The 14,817-nt window shown below is 73.2% G+C and carries 18 protein-coding genes; 13 read left to right on the forward strand and 5 right to left on the reverse strand.

What is annotated here, in order from left to right; translation table 11 throughout:
• Positions 1-24: 24 nt before the first annotated feature.
• From AB0K12_RS40140 to AB0K12_RS40150, 3 genes are all read right to left on the reverse strand, one after another.
• Entirely contained in the window at positions 25-645 is a 621-nt protein-coding gene (locus AB0K12_RS40140) for a TetR/AcrR family transcriptional regulator (RefSeq protein ID WP_364573002.1), read from the reverse strand.
• The gene (locus tag AB0K12_RS40145) at positions 645-1,493 is read right to left on the reverse strand and encodes an oxidoreductase (protein ID WP_364573004.1); all 849 of its coding nucleotides are present in this window, start codon (positions 1,491-1,493) and stop codon (positions 645-647) included. The genes AB0K12_RS40140 and AB0K12_RS40145 overlap by 1 nt, the downstream gene beginning before the upstream one ends.
• 89 nt (positions 1,494-1,582) lie before the next feature.
• Complete coding sequence (locus tag AB0K12_RS40150) at positions 1,583-2,914, reverse strand: MFS transporter (RefSeq protein WP_364573006.1); 1,332 nt, start codon at positions 2,912-2,914, stop codon at positions 1,583-1,585.
• Positions 2,915-3,026: 112 nt separating this feature from the next.
• On the opposite strand from AB0K12_RS40150, the gene AB0K12_RS40155 reads away from it, so the two are divergent.
• The 4 genes from AB0K12_RS40155 (at position 3,027) to AB0K12_RS40170 (ending at position 6,506) form a co-directional block, all read left to right on the forward strand.
• The gene (locus AB0K12_RS40155; protein WP_364573008.1) at positions 3,027-3,902 is read left to right on the forward strand and encodes a LysR family transcriptional regulator; all 876 of its coding nucleotides are present in this window, start codon (positions 3,027-3,029) and stop codon (positions 3,900-3,902) included.
• A 177-nt stretch (positions 3,903-4,079) separates the two neighbouring features.
• Positions 4,080-4,454: a YciI family protein gene (locus tag AB0K12_RS40160; RefSeq protein WP_364573010.1), complete on the forward strand. Its 375-nt coding sequence runs from the start codon at positions 4,080-4,082 to the stop codon at positions 4,452-4,454.
• Positions 4,451-5,698 (forward strand): DUF6596 domain-containing protein, encoded by a 1,248-nt coding sequence (locus tag AB0K12_RS40165; RefSeq protein WP_364573012.1) that lies wholly within the window; start codon positions 4,451-4,453, stop codon positions 5,696-5,698. The genes AB0K12_RS40160 and AB0K12_RS40165 overlap by 4 nt, the downstream gene beginning before the upstream one ends.
• 31 nt (positions 5,699-5,729) lie before the next feature.
• Complete coding sequence (locus AB0K12_RS40170) at positions 5,730-6,506, forward strand: maleylpyruvate isomerase family mycothiol-dependent enzyme (RefSeq protein WP_364573014.1); 777 nt, start codon at positions 5,730-5,732, stop codon at positions 6,504-6,506.
• Between the two features lie 5 nt (positions 6,507-6,511).
• Here the strand turns inward: AB0K12_RS40170 and AB0K12_RS40175 are convergent, their stop codons facing one another.
• Complete coding sequence (locus AB0K12_RS40175; RefSeq protein ID WP_364573016.1) at positions 6,512-6,976, reverse strand: hypothetical protein; 465 nt, start codon at positions 6,974-6,976, stop codon at positions 6,512-6,514.
• Between the two features lie 127 nt (positions 6,977-7,103).
• Between AB0K12_RS40175 and AB0K12_RS40180 the strand changes: the two genes are divergently transcribed.
• The 7 genes from AB0K12_RS40180 (at position 7,104) to AB0K12_RS40210 (ending at position 12,288) form a co-directional block, all read left to right on the forward strand.
• Positions 7,104-7,823, forward strand: a complete 720-nt coding sequence (locus AB0K12_RS40180; RefSeq protein ID WP_364573018.1) for an MgtC/SapB family protein — start codon at positions 7,104-7,106, stop codon at positions 7,821-7,823.
• A gap of 74 nt (positions 7,824-7,897) precedes the next feature.
• Positions 7,898-8,290 carry a GntR family transcriptional regulator gene (locus AB0K12_RS40185; RefSeq protein ID WP_345406917.1) on the forward strand — a complete coding sequence of 131 codons (393 nt, stop codon included), beginning with the start codon at positions 7,898-7,900 and terminating at the stop codon, positions 8,288-8,290.
• Positions 8,287-9,132 (forward strand): ABC transporter ATP-binding protein, encoded by an 846-nt coding sequence (locus tag AB0K12_RS40190; RefSeq protein WP_364573021.1) that lies wholly within the window; start codon positions 8,287-8,289, stop codon positions 9,130-9,132. Before AB0K12_RS40185 ends, AB0K12_RS40190 begins: the two co-directional genes overlap by 4 nt.
• Positions 9,129-10,091, forward strand: a complete 963-nt coding sequence (locus AB0K12_RS40195) for a hypothetical protein (RefSeq protein WP_364573023.1) — start codon at positions 9,129-9,131, stop codon at positions 10,089-10,091. The genes AB0K12_RS40190 and AB0K12_RS40195 overlap by 4 nt, the downstream gene beginning before the upstream one ends.
• 90 nt (positions 10,092-10,181) lie before the next feature.
• Entirely contained in the window at positions 10,182-11,045 is an 864-nt protein-coding gene (locus AB0K12_RS40200; protein ID WP_364573025.1) for a serine hydrolase, read from the forward strand.
• Between the two features lie 30 nt (positions 11,046-11,075).
• Positions 11,076-11,648, forward strand: a complete 573-nt coding sequence (locus tag AB0K12_RS40205; RefSeq protein ID WP_364573028.1) for a dienelactone hydrolase family protein — start codon at positions 11,076-11,078, stop codon at positions 11,646-11,648.
• Between the two features lie 40 nt (positions 11,649-11,688).
• A complete protein-coding gene (locus tag AB0K12_RS40210) occupies positions 11,689-12,288 on the forward strand; it encodes a TetR/AcrR family transcriptional regulator (protein ID WP_364573030.1) in 600 nt (199 codons plus the stop codon).
• A gap of 137 nt (positions 12,289-12,425) precedes the next feature.
• On the opposite strand, the gene AB0K12_RS40215 is transcribed toward AB0K12_RS40210, so the two are convergent.
• Entirely contained in the window at positions 12,426-13,208 is a 783-nt protein-coding gene (locus AB0K12_RS40215) for an SDR family oxidoreductase (protein ID WP_364573032.1), read from the reverse strand.
• 87 nt (positions 13,209-13,295) lie between these two features.
• On the opposite strand from AB0K12_RS40215, the gene AB0K12_RS40220 reads away from it, so the two are divergent.
• Together AB0K12_RS40220 and AB0K12_RS40225 are read left to right on the forward strand one after the other, a co-directional pair.
• Entirely contained in the window at positions 13,296-14,141 is an 846-nt protein-coding gene (locus tag AB0K12_RS40220) for a helix-turn-helix transcriptional regulator (protein WP_364573034.1), read from the forward strand.
• 67 nt (positions 14,142-14,208) lie between these two features.
• Entirely contained in the window at positions 14,209-14,799 is a 591-nt protein-coding gene (locus AB0K12_RS40225; protein ID WP_364573036.1) for a TetR family transcriptional regulator, read from the forward strand.
• Positions 14,800-14,817: the final 18 nt, after the last annotated feature.

Raw genomic sequence — 14,817 nt, forward strand, 5'->3', positions numbered from 1 at the left:
AGGGCTTCTCCAATACTGACCGTTTCACCCCTGCCCGGTCAGCCCGGCGCACGTCAGCCAGATGTGCTCGCACGCCGCCGACGCCAGCTCCAGGCTCCCTGGGGACTCCTGCGAGGCGTGGTAGAAGCTCCGCTCGATCATCCAGCACAGCGCGCGGGCCATCGCCGGCGCCTGGTCGGGCGCGCCGCCGGCCGGCACGCCCGCCCGCTGCAGCACGGCGGCGATGGCTCCGGTGAACAGGTCGGCCGTGTGGCTCCACAGCTGCCCGATCTCCGGCACGGTCAGCGACAGGTCGATCGCGGTGCGCATGACCAGGCCGTGCTCGTTCCACAGCTCGATCGTGCGCCGCATGGCCGCCGCGATGGCCTGGCGCGGTTCGTCGCTCTCGGCCGTGGCCCGCGAGCGCTCCCACAGGTGCTCGACGGTTTGCGCCACGAGCGCCGTGACCACCTCCTGCTTCGAGCCGAAGTAGAAGTAGAGCGCGCCGCGGGTGATGCCGGCGCCCTGGGCGATGTCGCCGACCGTCATCGCCTCGTAGCCCTTCTCGGCCAGCAGCGACTCGCAGGTGTCGAGGATCGCCCGCTCCCGCAGATCCCCCTTGCGCTCCGTGGCGCGCCGGCGCCGCGCGGGCTGGGTGCCGGGCATCAGAGCTGCGCGCCCTCGGGGAAGTCCGTCGTACGGGAGAGCGCCTCCCATGCGCGGATGTCCTCCTCGACGGCGGCGCGCTGGGCGGCGATCAGGCGCAGCGCGTCGGAGCCCAGCACCAGGTGGGCCGGCGGCTCCTCGATCGACGCGATGTGCACCACGGCCTCCCCGGCCTTGGCCGGATCGCCCAGCTGGTTGCCGCTCGCCTTGAGCCGCCTCTGGCGGATGGGCATGAACAGCTCGTCGTAGTCCTCGATGAAGTGCTCGGCGCGCGTCATGGACCGTCCCGCCCAGTCCGTACGGAACGAGCCCGGCTCGATCGCCGTCACGTGGATGCCGAACTGCTCGACCTCCTGGCCCAGCGACGCGAGGATGCCCTCCATGGCCCACTTGCTGCCGCAGTAGGCGGACATGCCGGGCACGGTCATCATCCCGGCCATGGAGGTGACGGCCATCAGGTGGCCGCGGCGGCGCTGCCGCATGTAGGGGAGCGCCGCTCGCAGCGTGGCCACCGCCCCGAAGACGTTGACCTCGAACTGCCGCCGCACCTCCGCCAGCGGGGTCTCCTCGAACGTGCCCTCGAGGCCGTAACCGGCGTTGGCGATGACGACGTCGAGCGGGCCGACGTGCTGCTCGACGTCGGCGAACACCCGGGTGACCGCCTCGTCGTCGGTCACGTCGAGGATGCGGCCGTGCGCGCGGCCCGGCTCCAGCTCCTCGAACGCCCGCAGGTCCGCCTCGGAGCGGACGGTCCCGGTGACGATGTGCCCGGCGGCCAGCGCTGCCTGGGCGATGGCCCGGCCGAGGCCCGAGCTGACGCCGGTGATGAGCCACTTCTGTTGCTGCATGTCCCCCTCCAAGGGCTCCGGGAGGAGCCCGGCCGGCTCCCCACAGCACAAAATCTACACTATGTCGATTTTTCTCGCCAATGTGTCGATTATCGCTGTGGGGTGGCGGCGAACCAGATCCCCGCCGCCGCGCACACCACCGCCGCGACCACCATCGCTGCCCCCGGCCCCGCCACGCCGCCCATGACGGCAACGCCGAGCGTGGCCCCGGCCTGCCGTACGGCGTTGAGCAGCCCTCCCGCCGCACCTGCCGACTGCGCGGGCGCGGCGCCGATGACCGCCGAGACCAGCGCCGGCAGCACGAACGACACGCCGAGACCGCAGCCCAGCAGCCCCATCGCCAGCCAGAGGTACCCGGCTCCGGCCTGGATCGCCGCCCCGAGCACGACGCCGCCTGCCGCCAGCAGCGTCAGCCCGAGCAGGATCGGCGGGCGCGGGCCGACCCGGGCGGCCAGCCGCCCGACGAGCGGCGGGTTGAGCACGAACGGCAGGGTGAGCGGCAGGAAGGCCAGCCCCGTGGCGGCGGCACCCAGCCTGCGGTCCTGCTGGAACAGCAGCGGCAGCACGAACAGGCTGCCGTTGAGCGCGAAGTTCACCGCCGCGCCCGCCGCCAGCGCGGCCAGGACGCCACGGCTGCGCAGCAGCGCCGGGTTCAGTACGGGAGTGTCGCTGCGCCGTTCCAGCACCACGAACACCCCGGCGGCCAGCACCGTGGCGATGCCCGACCCGGCCGCGTGCAGCCAGGCCCGCGCACCCGCCGCGACCAGCGCGTCGGTCAGCAGGGCCAGCACCGCGCAGGCCGCCGCCTGCGCCCGCCAGTCGATCCTGCGGTCACCGCGCGGGGTGCCGGCCGCCCGCCCGAGCGTCAGCACGAGCACCAGCACCGCGATCGGCACGTTGACCAGGAAGATCGCCCGCCAGCCTGCCCAGTCGACCAGGACTCCGCCGATCAGCGGGCCCGCCGCCACCGCCGCCCCGCTGATCGCCGCCCAGGTCGCGACCGCCCGTCCGCGCGCCACCGGCTCCGGGTAGAGGCGCGCGATCATCGCCATCGACGCCGGTACGCAGGCCGCCCCGGCCGCGCCGAGCACCACCCGCAGCCCGACCAGCACCGCCAGCGTCGGAGCCAGGGCCGACAGCAGCGAGCCGAGCCCGAACGTCAGCACCCCGGCGCGGAAGACCCGGTGCGCGCCGTACCGGTCGGCGACCGCACCCGCCGACAGCAGCAGCGCGCCGAACACCACCGTGTATCCCGTGGTCGCCCACTGCAGCCCGGCCATGGAGGTGCGCAGCGAGGCCGCCAGGTCCGGCTCGGCCACCGACAGGACTGTCATGTCCAGCAACACCATGAAATATCCGAAAGAGATGCCCACCAGCGCCGCCGTCCGGCGCGTCGCGGGCGTGGTTCGCGCGAAAGTCATGCGCCACACCTTCGGACCGCCCGTACCGGCCGCTCCACCGGCGGATCCGCACGCCGCGTTCGGAATGTCCGAACGCGCCTCCTGGTTGCGTCACCACATGGAGCTGCGCCAGTTGAGGATCTTCGAAGCCGTGGTCCGCCACCGTACGGTCACCGACGCCGCCGTCGCCCTCGACCTGGCGCCCTCCAGCGTCTCGGCGCAGATCCGCGCCCTGGAGCGGTCGCTCGGCGTGGACCTGTTCGCGCGCACGACCAAGGGCATGCATCTCACCCCGCAGGGCGAACGCCTGCTCACCTGGTCACGCCGCCTCCTCGACCAGGCCGAACAGGCGCGGCGCGAGGTCCGCGGCGAGGCGGAGCGGCTGCGGCTGGGCGCGCTGGAGACCATCGCCGCCACCCACGCGCCGCGCGTCCTCGCCACGCTCACCGAGCGCCGCCCCGGCCTGCGCGTGGACGTCCTGCCCAGCATGCGGCGGGACGACCTGCTCGCCGACGTCACCGCGGGACGGCTGGAGGCGGCGCTGCTCCTCGACACCGGCGACACCCTCGGCGACCTCGGCTTCACCGCGCCGCCGCTGAGCTTCCTCGACATCGACACCGTGCCTCTCGTGCTCGTCGCGGCGCCCGGTCATCGGCTGCACGGGCGTCCCACGCCTGCCCTGAGCGAGCTGTCGGGTGAACGGCTGCTGGTCAACGTGCCCACCTGCTCCTTCCACCTGGCCGCCGACCGGGCCTTCGGGCCCGCGATGGAACGCGTGCAGGCGGGTGGGGTGCAGGTGATGCGGGCCTGGGCCGAACAGGGGCTCGGCATCGCGCTGCTTCCTGAGTTCGCCGTGTCCGCCGCGCTGAAGGCCGGCACGCTCGTGCGGCTGGACGTCGCCGTGCCCGACCTGGGGCTGCGGCTGGTCTGGCGCGGCGACCGCGAATCGCTGCCCGGCCTGCGGGATCTGCTGTACGCCACGATTCCTGAGTCCCGGGTGTCGGTCTGAGACCTCCGTCCTCGTCATCTCCATGCCAGACCGCTTTTCGATGGCAAGGAGCGACGCATTGGGCATTGTCAGCGTCTTCGAGACCGTCACCCTGGACGGGGTGATGCAGGGCCCGGGACAGTCCACGACCGGCGTCGTCATCGCGCGTCATTCCATGAGATGAGAAAGGATCCCATCATGCGGTACATGCTGATGTTCCACTACAGCGAGGAGAGCGAGGAGACCCTCGGGGCCGAGGCACTCGCCGAGGGGCAGCGGGCGATGGCGGCCTATGCCGCCACGCTGGAGCAGGCCGGGATCCTGGTCAGCGGCCAGATCCTGCAGCCGTCCTCGGTCACGACCACGCTCACCGCGACCGGCGGCGAGCCCCGCATCCAGGACGGCCCGTACGCCGACACCAAGGAGCAGCTCGGCGGCGTGGTCGTCATCGACGTCCCCGACCTCGACACCGCCCTGACCTGGGCCCGCCAGGCCCCACCGGCCGCCTGGGGCACGGTCGAGATCCGTCCCGGCGCGGTGCACATCGAGAACGGCGCCTGGGTCCCCTCGTGACCTCCCGCCCACCCGGCGACGCGGCGAGGGTCGCGGAGCGGGCGGCGCGGGAGTCGTTCGGGCGGCTGGTCGCGTTGCTGGCCGCCTCCACCGGGGACCTGCAACTCGCCGAGGACACGCTGGCGCAGGCGTTCGAGCAGGCGCTGGTCACGTGGCCGCGCGACGGCGTGCCGGCCAATCCGGAGGGCTGGCTGCTCACGGTGGCGCGCAACCGGCAGCGGGACTTCTGGAAGTCCGCCGCGCACCGCCGGTCGGCCCCGCTGGAAGACGCCGCCGACCGGGGGAGTGCGCCCCTGGACGGGCTGGACGAGGACGCCATCCCCGACCGGCGGCTGGCCCTGCTGTTCGTCTGCGCGCATCCGGCGATCGCCGCGAACGTCCGTACCCCGCTGATGCTGCAGACCGTGCTCGGGTTCGACTCCGCCGACATCGCGCGGGCGTTCGCGGTGCCCGCGGGCGCGATGTCGCAGCGCCTGGTACGCGCCAAGCGGCGGATCCGCGACGCCCGCATCCCGTTCGCCGTCCCCGGCCGCGAGTCGACGAACGAGCGGCTGGCGCCGGTGCTGGAGGCGGTGTACGGGTGCTACGCCCTGGCCTGGCCGGACCGGGGCGACGCCGGGTCCCTGGCCGGCGAGGCACGCTACCTCGCGGTCACGGTGGCCCGCCTGCTCGAAACCCAGCCGGAGGCGTGGGGCCTGGCCGCGCTGCTCACCCTGGACGCGGCACGGGCGGCGCGGCCCGGCGGGCCGTACCTGCCGCTGGAGGAGCAGGACCCGTCAGGCTGGGACAAGGGCCTGATCGCGGAGGGCGAGCACTACCTGGCCAGGGCCGGACGTCCTGGCCAGGCGCCCGGCCGGTTCCAGCTGGAGGCGGCGATCCAGGCCGTCCACTGCGACCGCGCCAGGACCGGCGCGACGGACTGGCCCGCGCTGCGCACCCTCTACACGGCGCTGGTGTCCGTCGCGCCCAGCCTGGGCGGCCGGGTCGCGCACGCGGCCGTCGCAGGACGGACGGACTCTCCGCAGCACGCGCTGGACCTGCTCGAAGCCCTCCCGCCGGAGCGGGAGCGATTCCAGCCGTATCACGCCGTACGGGGCGACCTGCTGGCCAGGCTCGGGCGGCACGAGGACGCGGCGGCTGCGTACGCCAAGGCCGTCGAGCTCACCACCGACCCGGCGGTGCGCGCGTTCCTCACCACTCGACGATCTCCCGGCGAAATGTCGGACCAGGCCGGTACGGTCTGATCGACAACGCCGAGCACCTGGAGTAGTGGCCATGGACACATCCGCATACGTGAGGGCCGCCGTCGAGCAGACGGACACGCTGGCCGACTGGGTCGACGGCAAGGACGCCGCGATCCCCGTGCCGACCTGCCCCGAGTGGACGCTGGCCGACCTCGTCGACCACGTCGGCGGGGTGCAGCGGATGGTGACCATGCTGGTCGGTGACCGGCTGATCGACCCGACCCCGGCGTTCGCCGGCGCCGTTCCCGGCCCGACGGATCCGGCCGAGTGGCGCGCATGGCTGACCGGCTGCGCGGCCGAGGTGCGGCAGGCATACTCCTCGGTCTCCGACGACACGCCGGTGTGGGATCCGTCGGGCGCCGCGGCGGGCGTGCCGTTCTGGGCGCGCCGGGTGTTCGGCGAGGTCTGCGTCCACCGCGCCGACGCGGCGGCGGCGCTCGGCCTGCCCTACGAGCTGGCGCCCGACCTCGCCGTCGCGGCCCTGGCCGACTGGCTGGCCACGATGACCTCGCGCGGCTACTGGGACAACGTGCCGCGCTTCGCCGAGGCGATGCGCGGAGACGGCCAGACCCTGCGCTTCCGCGCCACCGACGCGCCCGGCGACTGGCTGGCCCGCCGCGAGCAGGACGGCGTGGTCCTGGAGCAGGGCGGTGGCGAGGCCGACGTCACGGTCAGCGGCCCGGCCACCGACCTCCTCCTCGTGATCACCAGGCGCCGCGCCCTCGACGCGGCGCCCGCGCTCGACGTGCAGGGCGACCGGGCGCTGTTCGAGCACTGGGTCGACCACATGGACTGGGTCGCCGGCTGAGCCTGTCACTGACCGGTCATGCGGACCTTCATCACGTACCAGAACGACTCCTCGTACGTGCCGACGATGTTCTTCGTGTAGGTGTAGACCTCGCCGGGGTCGAGCGTCTGGCACGTCCCGCCGTAGACCTCGACCTCGCCCAGCTCGACACCGGCCCCGACCAGCGGCGGGGTGACCTCGCGCAGGCTGTAGGACTTGATGGTGTTGCCGCTGATCGTGATGTCCGGGATGTTGAAGTCGGCGGGGTCCGCGTCGTCGCCGGCGCGCATGTTCACCCAGCCCGCGGGATACAGGTACGGAAGCAGCCGCACCCGGATCTCGTCCTTCCCGTCCGACTCGGCCACCTCGATCGCGTCGAGGTCGTAGAACTCCACCCGGCACGACGACGTCGCCGTGGCCGCCGGTGCGGCCGGCACGGCCACGGCCGCGGTCAGAGCGAGCGCGGCGGCGAGTTTGCACGAGTACCGCATGCTGCTTCCCCTCCTGGTGAACTGCCTGGAAACGTGCCGCCAGGGTCCGCCAGGACGCGTGAGCCGACCGTGAGAGCCCAGCTCGCCGCAGGTGTGCGGACGGGAAAGAGCGGGGAGGGTCAGCGGAATGCAGGTTGCGTTGACGGCTGGGGTGTTCGACGGTCAGGGATGGGGACAGCTCGGGGATCTGGGGCTGGCGTTACTGCTGTCCGCCGCGATCGGGCTGGAGCGTGAGATCCGGCAGAAGAGCGCGGGGCTGCGGACGCACACGCTGGTCGGCTTCGCCTCCGCGCTCATCATGCTGGTCTCCAAGTACGGCTTCGCGGACGTGCTCGGCGACAACGTCGCCCTCGACCCGTCCCGGGTGGCCGCGCAGATCGTGTCGGGCATCGGCTTCATCGGCGGCGGCCTGATCTTCGTGCGCCGCGACGCGGTGCGCGGCCTGACGACCGCCGCGGTGGTGTGGCTGACGTGCGCGGTCGGCATGGCGGCGGGGGCCGGGCTGTGGGTGCTCGCGATCGCCGTGACGGTGGGGCACTTCCTGGTGGTGTTCGCGTTCACGCCGCTGACCGGCCTGCTGCCGCGCTCGAAGTACGCGCAGACCCCGCTGCGCCTGACGTACCTGGACGGGCGGGGCGCGCTGCGGCGGGTGCTGTCGGCGTGCACGGACAAGGGGTTCGTGATCGCGGAGCTGACCGTCGACCGCGAGCGCCGCGAGCAGGGCGGCGTGTCGATCTGGCTCGTGGTGCAGGGCGCGGGGTCGATCAGCGACCTGGCGAGCACGCTCATGGACATCGACGGCGTGCTGACGGTCGCCGGCATCGACCTCGACGCCTCCGCCTCCTGACCCGGACGAGTTGACAACCAGCGATCTCCTCCATCACCCTTTCACTACTTAATTAGTGAAAGGGTGATTCTGGTTTGATCGAGTTCAACCTGGATCGCGGCTCGGGGGTCTCGACCTACCTGCAGCTCGTGCACCAGGTGAAACAGGCCCTCCGGCTCGGCACGCTGCGACCCGGCGACCAGTTGCCGACCGCCCGCGAGGTGGTCGAGCGCCTGGCCATCAACCCCAACACCGTGCTCAAGGCGTACCGGGAGCTGGAGCGCGAAGGGCTGGTCGAGGGGCGGCCCGGGATGGGGACGTTCGTCCGGCAGGGCATCGCGGGCGCGACGCTCGCCGACCACACGCGGCTGCGGCGGTCCCTGGAGTCGTGGGTGCGCGACGCCCGCGCGGCGGGGCTCGACGAGGAGGACCTGCGAGCGCTGTTCACCGTGGTCGTGGCCGACGTCGCGAAGGAGGGCGCGGCATGAACTCCGCGCTGGAGGCGACCGGGCTGGGCGTCCGCCACCGCCGTACGTGGGCGCTGCGCGACTGCTCGCTGTCGCTGCCCGCAGGCCGCGTGGCGGCGCTCGTCGGCCCCAACGGCGCCGGCAAGACGACGCTCATGCACGCGGCCGTCGGCCTGCTGCGGCCCGCGACGGGCGGCGTGCGGGTGGCCGGCGAGGTGGCGTTCGTGGCCCAGGACAAGCCGCTGTATGACGGCTTCACCGTCGCCGAGATGCTCACCTTCGGCCGCCGCATGAACCGGCACTGGGACGACACCGCCGCGGCCGACCGGCTCGCCGCGCTGGGCATCCCGCTTGATCACAAGGCCGGCCGCCTGTCGGGAGGCCAGCAGGCGCAGGTGGCGGTCACCCTGGCGCTGGCGAGCCGGCCCGACCTGCTCGTGCTGGACGAGCCGCTGGCCAACCTCGACCCCCTGGCCCGCCACGACGTGATGCGGTCGATCATGGCGGAGGTGGCCGGGCGCGAGCTGACCGTGCTGCTGTCCTCCCACGTCGTCTCCGACCTGGAGGAGACGTGCGACTGGCTGATCGTGCTCAACGGCGGCAGGCTGCAGGTCAGCGGCGACATCGAGGACCTGCTCGACGGGCATGTCGTGCTCACCGGTCCGGAGGAGGCGTCCACGGCGGGCACCCACGTGGTGACCGCGAGCCGTACCGGCAGGCAGGTCAGCCTGCTGGTCAGGGGCGCGCTCCCGCCCGACCCGCGCTGGCAGGCGCGCCGTCCAGGGCTGGGCGAGCTGGTCATGGGCTACCTGCGCAGCCCTGAGTCCGCGGCGCTGCCGGGGCTCGCGGGGGTGCGCGCGTGATCTGGGTGACGTGGCGCCAGCACCGGGCGCAGATCCTCGTGACGGCGGGCTTCCTGGGAGTGCTCGGCGTGCTGCTGCTCGGCTCGGGGCTGGAGGCCAGCCGGTACGTCGCCGAGCACGCACCGCCCGGCTGCCCGGGACCCGCCGTGGCCTGCGGCGACCTGGCCGTGGCGCTCGGACAGCGCTACGACGCGGTGTACTCGGTGTTCGGCTGGATGCCCCTGGTCGCTCCTGCGCTGATCGGCGCGTTCTGGGGCGCGCCGCTGCTCGGCCGCGAGTACGAGCGCGGCACCCACCGCCTGGCCTGGACCCAGTCCGTGTCCGTGGGGCGGTGGCTGGCGATCAAGCTGTCGGTGCTGGGCGGGGCGGTCGTGGCGGGCGGGCTGCTGCTCTCGCTCATGGTGAGCCTGTGGCGGCCGGTGTTCAGGACGGGGATCGACTCCGCGTTCGGCAACATCGGCGTGTTCAACATGGTCGGCGTGGTGCCGGCGGCGTGGTGGCTGTACGCGTACGCGCTCGGCACGCTCGCCGGCACCATCTTCCGGCGGACGCTGCCCGCGATGGCGCTGGTCGTGGCCGGTGTGGTGGTGACCATGTTCACGCTGTTCCAGCTCAGCGACCACTACGCCGAGCCGGCCCGCGCCGCGCTGACCGGCACGGTGGTGCTGCCCGACCAGGACGCCCGGCTGGTGCGCTCCACCTGGGTCGCGCCGTCGGGGAAAGAGGTGGACGACCCTTCGAACACCGGCTGCCCGCGCCGCGTGGACGCGGGGCAGAGCAGCAGGAACGCCGAGGCATGGCAGGCGTGCCTGTTCGGCAAGGGCTACCGCTACGCCGTGTACTACCACCCGCCGTCCCGGTTCTGGCGCTTCCAGTGGACGGAGGCGGCGATCCTGACGCTGGCCTCGGCGGCACTCGGCGGGCTGGCCGTGCGCCGCACCCTCCGCCGTCCGGGCTGAGGTCGTTGCTACACACCTGACGCATGGTCGCCGCCCGGCGGAGACGCGCTCATCGCCGCCTGGAGACATCGGTGCCGCACGCTGGCCGGCATGCGGAGATTCGTAATGCTTGTGCTGGTGTGCGTGCTGTCCGGGTGCGGGATCGCCTCCGGGACGAACGTGCCTCTGCCGTGGCCGGACGAGGGGCAGGCCACGGTGGAGGTGGTGGGCGTGGGCAGCCTGGGTTCGAGCGGGGGCGCCGAGCCGGTGCCCATCGCGAGCGTGACGAAGGTGATGACCGCGTACGTGCTGCTGCGCCGCCACCCGCTCAAGCCGTCCGGCCAGGGCCCGTTGATCACCGTGGACCGGACGGCGGCCGAGGAGTCCTTCCTGCCGCAGGAGTCCACCGTGCCGCTGGTCGAGGGGCGACGGATCCGGCTGCGGCGGCTGCTCGAGCTGATGCTGGTGCCGTCCGGCAACAACGCGGCCCGGCTGCTGGCCCGGTGGGACGCCGGCTCGGAGGAGCGCTTCGCCGTCCGCATGAACGCCGCCGCGCGCCGCCTCGGCATGGCCGCCACCACGTACACGGGGGCCAGCGGCATCGAGGACAGCACGGTCAGCACCGCATCCGACCAGCTCAAGCTGGCCAAGGCGGCCATGCGCGACCCGGTCTTCCGCGCGGTGGTGGCGCAGGCGGACACCGCCGTGCCGGGCGACTCAAGGCGGCTGCCCAGCACGAACACGCTGCTGGGCGCGCACGGCGTCATCGGCGTCAAGACCGGCTCCGGGACGGCGGCGGGCGGCAACCTGATGTGGGCCTCCCGCGTCGAAGGCCGCCTGGTGCTGGGGGTGATCCTCGGTCAGGCGGCCGGCACCAACCCGGTGGCGGGCAAGGCGGCGGCGCTGGAGGCGGGCGCGCGGATGAGCGCGGCAGTGGAGCAGTGGCTACGCGCCGCCGCCCCCGCGCCCGCGTGAGCCGCCCGCCGGGGCGGCTAAGCTGCGCGCATGGCACGGATTCTCCTCTTGCACTCGATGTACGGCCTGCGGCCCGCCGTCCACCAGGCCGCCGACAGGTTGCGGACGGCCGGACACGAGGTGCACGTGCCCGATCTCTACGACGGCCGGGTGGTCGGCACCCCCGAGGAGGGCATCGCGATCAAGGAGGAGATCGGCCGCGACGAGCTGCTCAAGCGGGCCGTGGCCGCAGCGGCCCCGCTGTCGGAGCACGGCCTGGTCTACGCCGGCTTCTCGCTGGGCGCCGCGCTGGCACAGAACCTCGCCCTGGGCGACGAGCGCTCGCGCGGCCTGCTGCTCATGCACGGCACCTCCGACATGGCCGACGGCGTCGCGGCCGACGACCTGCCGGTGCAGCTCCACGTCGCCGACCCCGACACCAGCGAGCCCGCCGACTGGCTCAACGCCTGGTACATCCAGATGCGCAGGGCGCGGGCCGACGTCGAGGTGTTCCGCTACGCGGGCGCCGGCCACCTGTTCACCGACCCCGACCTGCCCGACTACGACGCCGAGGCGACCGAGCGCGCCTGGGCGATCGCGCTGGACTTCGTGGCCGACCTGTGAGACCTGCCGGTCTCACCGCACATCGAGAGGGAGACGGACGATGCCGACCGGCATTGCCATCCGCGATGTCCGCGCGCAGCTGTTCGGGGCGGCCGAGCGGGTGCTGCTGCGGGCCGGGCCCGAGGGTCTGACCAGCCGGGCGGTCACCGCCGAAGCGGGGGTCGCCAAGGGGGTGCTGCACCGCCACTTCGCGGACTTCGACGCGTTCGTCGTCGAGCTGGTACGCGACCGCATCGCCCGCCTCGACGCCCAGGCCGCCGCGCTCGTCGCCGCCGCGGGCACCGGCACGGTCGCGGGCAACCTCACCGCCGCGCTGATCGAGCTGTTCGACCCGGTCACCGTGTCGATCGCCGGCTTGATCATCTTCCGCGACGAGTTGCGCGCCCGCCTGCGCCGGTCCACCCCGTCCGGGGTCCCGCTGCTGGCCGAGGGGGCCGCCATGCTGCGGTCCTACCTCGCCCGCGAGTGCGAGCTGGGCCGGGTCGCCGCCGACACCGACGCGGCGACGCACGCGCTGACCCTGATCGGGGCCGGTCACCTGCTGTTCGCCGACCGCGCGGCCGGGCCGCCCGAGGAGCAGGCCGTGGAGGCCATGGTCAGCACGGTCATCGCCGACATCGTCCAGCGACGCCTTCTCTGACCGCCCGAGCCGGCCGGGATCAGGCTGCTCTCACCGTGCGTGCAAGCCGGATCGAGCTGCCCTGACCCTCGCGTCGAGCTGCCCTGACCCGCGCACGAGCCGCGTCGGGCCGCGTGCGGGCCGGAAGCCCGCGCGGGTCAGGCGCCGGCGCCGCCGTCCACCGGGACGATCGCGCCGGTCACCATCGAGGCGCGGTCGCTGAGCAGCCACGCCGCCACCTCGGCGACCTCACGGGGCTCGGCCATCCGGCCGAGCGGGGTCATGGCGGTCGCGTGCTTCTGGACGCCGGGCGTCATGGCCTCCCATGCGTCCATCATCTCGGTGACGGTGGCGCCGGGGGTGATGCCGTTCACCCGGATGCCGTCGGACGCCCAGCTCACCGCGGCGGTCTCGGTGATGCTGTTGAGCGCCCGCTTCATCGCCCCGTACGCCGGCAGCGCGGGGTTGGCGCGGCGGCTGCCGATGCTGGAGGTGTTGACGATGGCGCCGCCACCGCCGCGCCGCATCAGCGCGGCCTCGGCGGTCATGGCCGTCCAGTGCCCGCGGAAGTTCACCGCGAACTGCCGGTCGATGTCCTCGTCGCTGGTGGTGTCGAGCGGCCCAGGCTGCTGGATCGCCGCGCCGTTGTTGAACGCGCCGTCCAGCCGCCCGTGCAGCTCCTCGACCCGCTCGACGGCCGCACGGATGCTCGCACGGTCGGCCAGGTCCACGGCCACGGCGTCGGCGACGCCGCCGTCCTCGCGGATCTCGGCCACGATCGTGTCCAGTACGCCGGTGCTGCGGGCGGCGAGCACGACGGCGGCGCCCTCGCGGGCGAAGAGCCGGGCCGCGGCCTCGCCGATGCCGCGGCTGGCGCCGGTGATGAGCGTGACCTTGCCGGTGAGCAGGCCGACAGGGGCGGAAACAGTGGTGTTGGTCATGCCGACCAGTGTCAGCCGGGTGGGCGGAGCGGATGCAGGCACAACCGGTACCAGGCTACGCGGCCACGTGACGGGCACACTGGAGATATGGACAAACAGGAACTTGGGGCCTTTCTTCGCAGCAGGCGGGAGCGGCTCCGCCCGGAGGACGTCGGCCTGCCCTCGGGGCCGCGCCGCCGGACACCCGGCCTGCGCCGTGAGGAGGTGGCGGTGCTCGCGCACATCTCCACCGAGTACTACGTCCGGCTGGAGCAGGGCCGGGCGCCGCGCCCGTCGGGGGAGGTCCTGGCCGGGATCGCCGCCGCGCTGCGGCTCACCGACGCCGAGTCCCGCCACCTCCACGTGCTGGCGGGCACCGCGGAGAGCCGTACCGGGCTACACCCGCGCGACGTGCGCCCGAGCATCCTCGCGCTGCTGGAGCGGCTGCCGCAGACGGCCGCCTTCGTCACCTCTGCCGCGTTCGAGGTGCTCGCATGGAACCACCTGGCCACCGCGCTCATGGAGGACTTCGGCAAGCTCGCCCCGAAGGATCGCAACGTCGCGCGCCGGGCCTTCCTGCCCTGGACGCTGGAGGGTCCCCGGCCGTACGGGATCTCCGATGCCGGCGTCTTCCGCCGGCACGTCGTCATGGAGCTGCGCCGCACCCAGGCTCGCTACCCGTCCGATCCCGAGGTCGCCGAGCTGATCGAGGAGCTGCGTACCGGCAGCCCCGAGTTCGCCCGCCTCTGGGAGCGGCACGACGTGCAGCCCGCGCCCACGCTCTCCAAGACCTTCCACCACCCGGTCGTCGATTCCGTCACCGTGGACTGCGACTCGCTCGCGCTCACCGACTGCGACCAGCACCTCATCCTCTACAGCGCGCCTCCGGGATCGGCCGACGCCGAGGCCCTGGCGCTGCTGAACGTCCTGGGCCCCGACTACGCGTACCGATAAGTCAACAGCGATTTACATCCGTGGCCGGTCACCGCTATCCTGCCGGAGTAAACGGAAAGGGACATCGATGACCGGAGGCGGCACCGAGGTCGTCCGGCGCCGCGATGCGGCCAGGACCCGGCAGCGGCTGCTCGACGCGGCGCTCAAACGCTTCGCGCACGACGGCTACGCCGCGACGACCGTCCGCGACATCACCGACGACGTCGGTGTCAACGTCGCCCTCGTCAACCGCTACTTCCAGACGAAGGAAGGGTTGTTCGAGGCGTGCCTGGAGGCCGCGTCCGAGGAGCTGCGCCGCATCGCCGACCACGCCCCCATCCCCGACGCCATCAGGCACGTCATCACGGCGACCGGCGAGGGGCGGCTGACCGACGTGCTGCTGCTCCTGCTGCGCACGTCCGGTGACGAGCGCACCGAGCGGATGCGCGTCGGGCTGCTCAGGTCCACCAGCGAGGACCTGGCCGCCGCGGCAGGATGGCGGCCCGACGCGCCGGAGGGTGAGCGGCTGATGCTGCGCGCCCAGCTGGTGCTGGCCCTGTCGGTCGGGGTGGCCACGCTGCGCGCCTCCACCGGGTTGCGGCCCCTGGCCACGGCCTCGGACGAGGACCTGGCCGGGCCGCTGCGCGAGGCCGTGGACGCGCTGCTGCCCAGGCCGTGAGCGCCGCTTCCGTCACAT

The organism is Nonomuraea sp. NPDC049419 (assembly GCF_040676995.1).
In the GTDB taxonomy this organism is placed as follows: Bacteria; Actinomycetota; Actinomycetes; order Streptosporangiales; family Streptosporangiaceae; genus Nonomuraea; species Nonomuraea salmonea.

Coding starts and splice junctions, on each gene's coding strand:
- AB0K12_RS40180 (WP_364573018.1), top strand. CDS start 7,104: ATGCAGGTTGCGTTGACGGCTGGGGTGTTCGACGGTCAGGGATGGGGA.
- AB0K12_RS40145 (WP_364573004.1), bottom strand. CDS start 1,493: ATGCAGCAACAGAAGTGGCTCATCACCGGCGTCAGCTCGGGCCTCGGC.
- AB0K12_RS40140 (WP_364573002.1), bottom strand. CDS start 645: ATGCCCGGCACCCAGCCCGCGCGGCGCCGGCGCGCCACGGAGCGCAAG.
- AB0K12_RS40220 (WP_364573034.1), top strand. CDS start 13,296: ATGGACAAACAGGAACTTGGGGCCTTTCTTCGCAGCAGGCGGGAGCGG.
- AB0K12_RS40200 (WP_364573025.1), top strand. CDS start 10,182: ATGCGGAGATTCGTAATGCTTGTGCTGGTGTGCGTGCTGTCCGGGTGC.
- AB0K12_RS40225 (WP_364573036.1), top strand. CDS start 14,209: ATGACCGGAGGCGGCACCGAGGTCGTCCGGCGCCGCGATGCGGCCAGG.
- AB0K12_RS40190 (WP_364573021.1), top strand. CDS start 8,287: ATGAACTCCGCGCTGGAGGCGACCGGGCTGGGCGTCCGCCACCGCCGT.
- AB0K12_RS40170 (WP_364573014.1), top strand. CDS start 5,730: ATGGACACATCCGCATACGTGAGGGCCGCCGTCGAGCAGACGGACACG.
- AB0K12_RS40175 (WP_364573016.1), bottom strand. CDS start 6,976: ATGCGGTACTCGTGCAAACTCGCCGCCGCGCTCGCTCTGACCGCGGCC.
- AB0K12_RS40205 (WP_364573028.1), top strand. CDS start 11,076: ATGGCACGGATTCTCCTCTTGCACTCGATGTACGGCCTGCGGCCCGCC.
- AB0K12_RS40210 (WP_364573030.1), top strand. CDS start 11,689: ATGCCGACCGGCATTGCCATCCGCGATGTCCGCGCGCAGCTGTTCGGG.
- AB0K12_RS40160 (WP_364573010.1), top strand. CDS start 4,080: ATGCGGTACATGCTGATGTTCCACTACAGCGAGGAGAGCGAGGAGACC.
- AB0K12_RS40150 (WP_364573006.1), bottom strand. CDS start 2,914: ATGACTTTCGCGCGAACCACGCCCGCGACGCGCCGGACGGCGGCGCTG.
- AB0K12_RS40215 (WP_364573032.1), bottom strand. CDS start 13,208: ATGACCAACACCACTGTTTCCGCCCCTGTCGGCCTGCTCACCGGCAAG.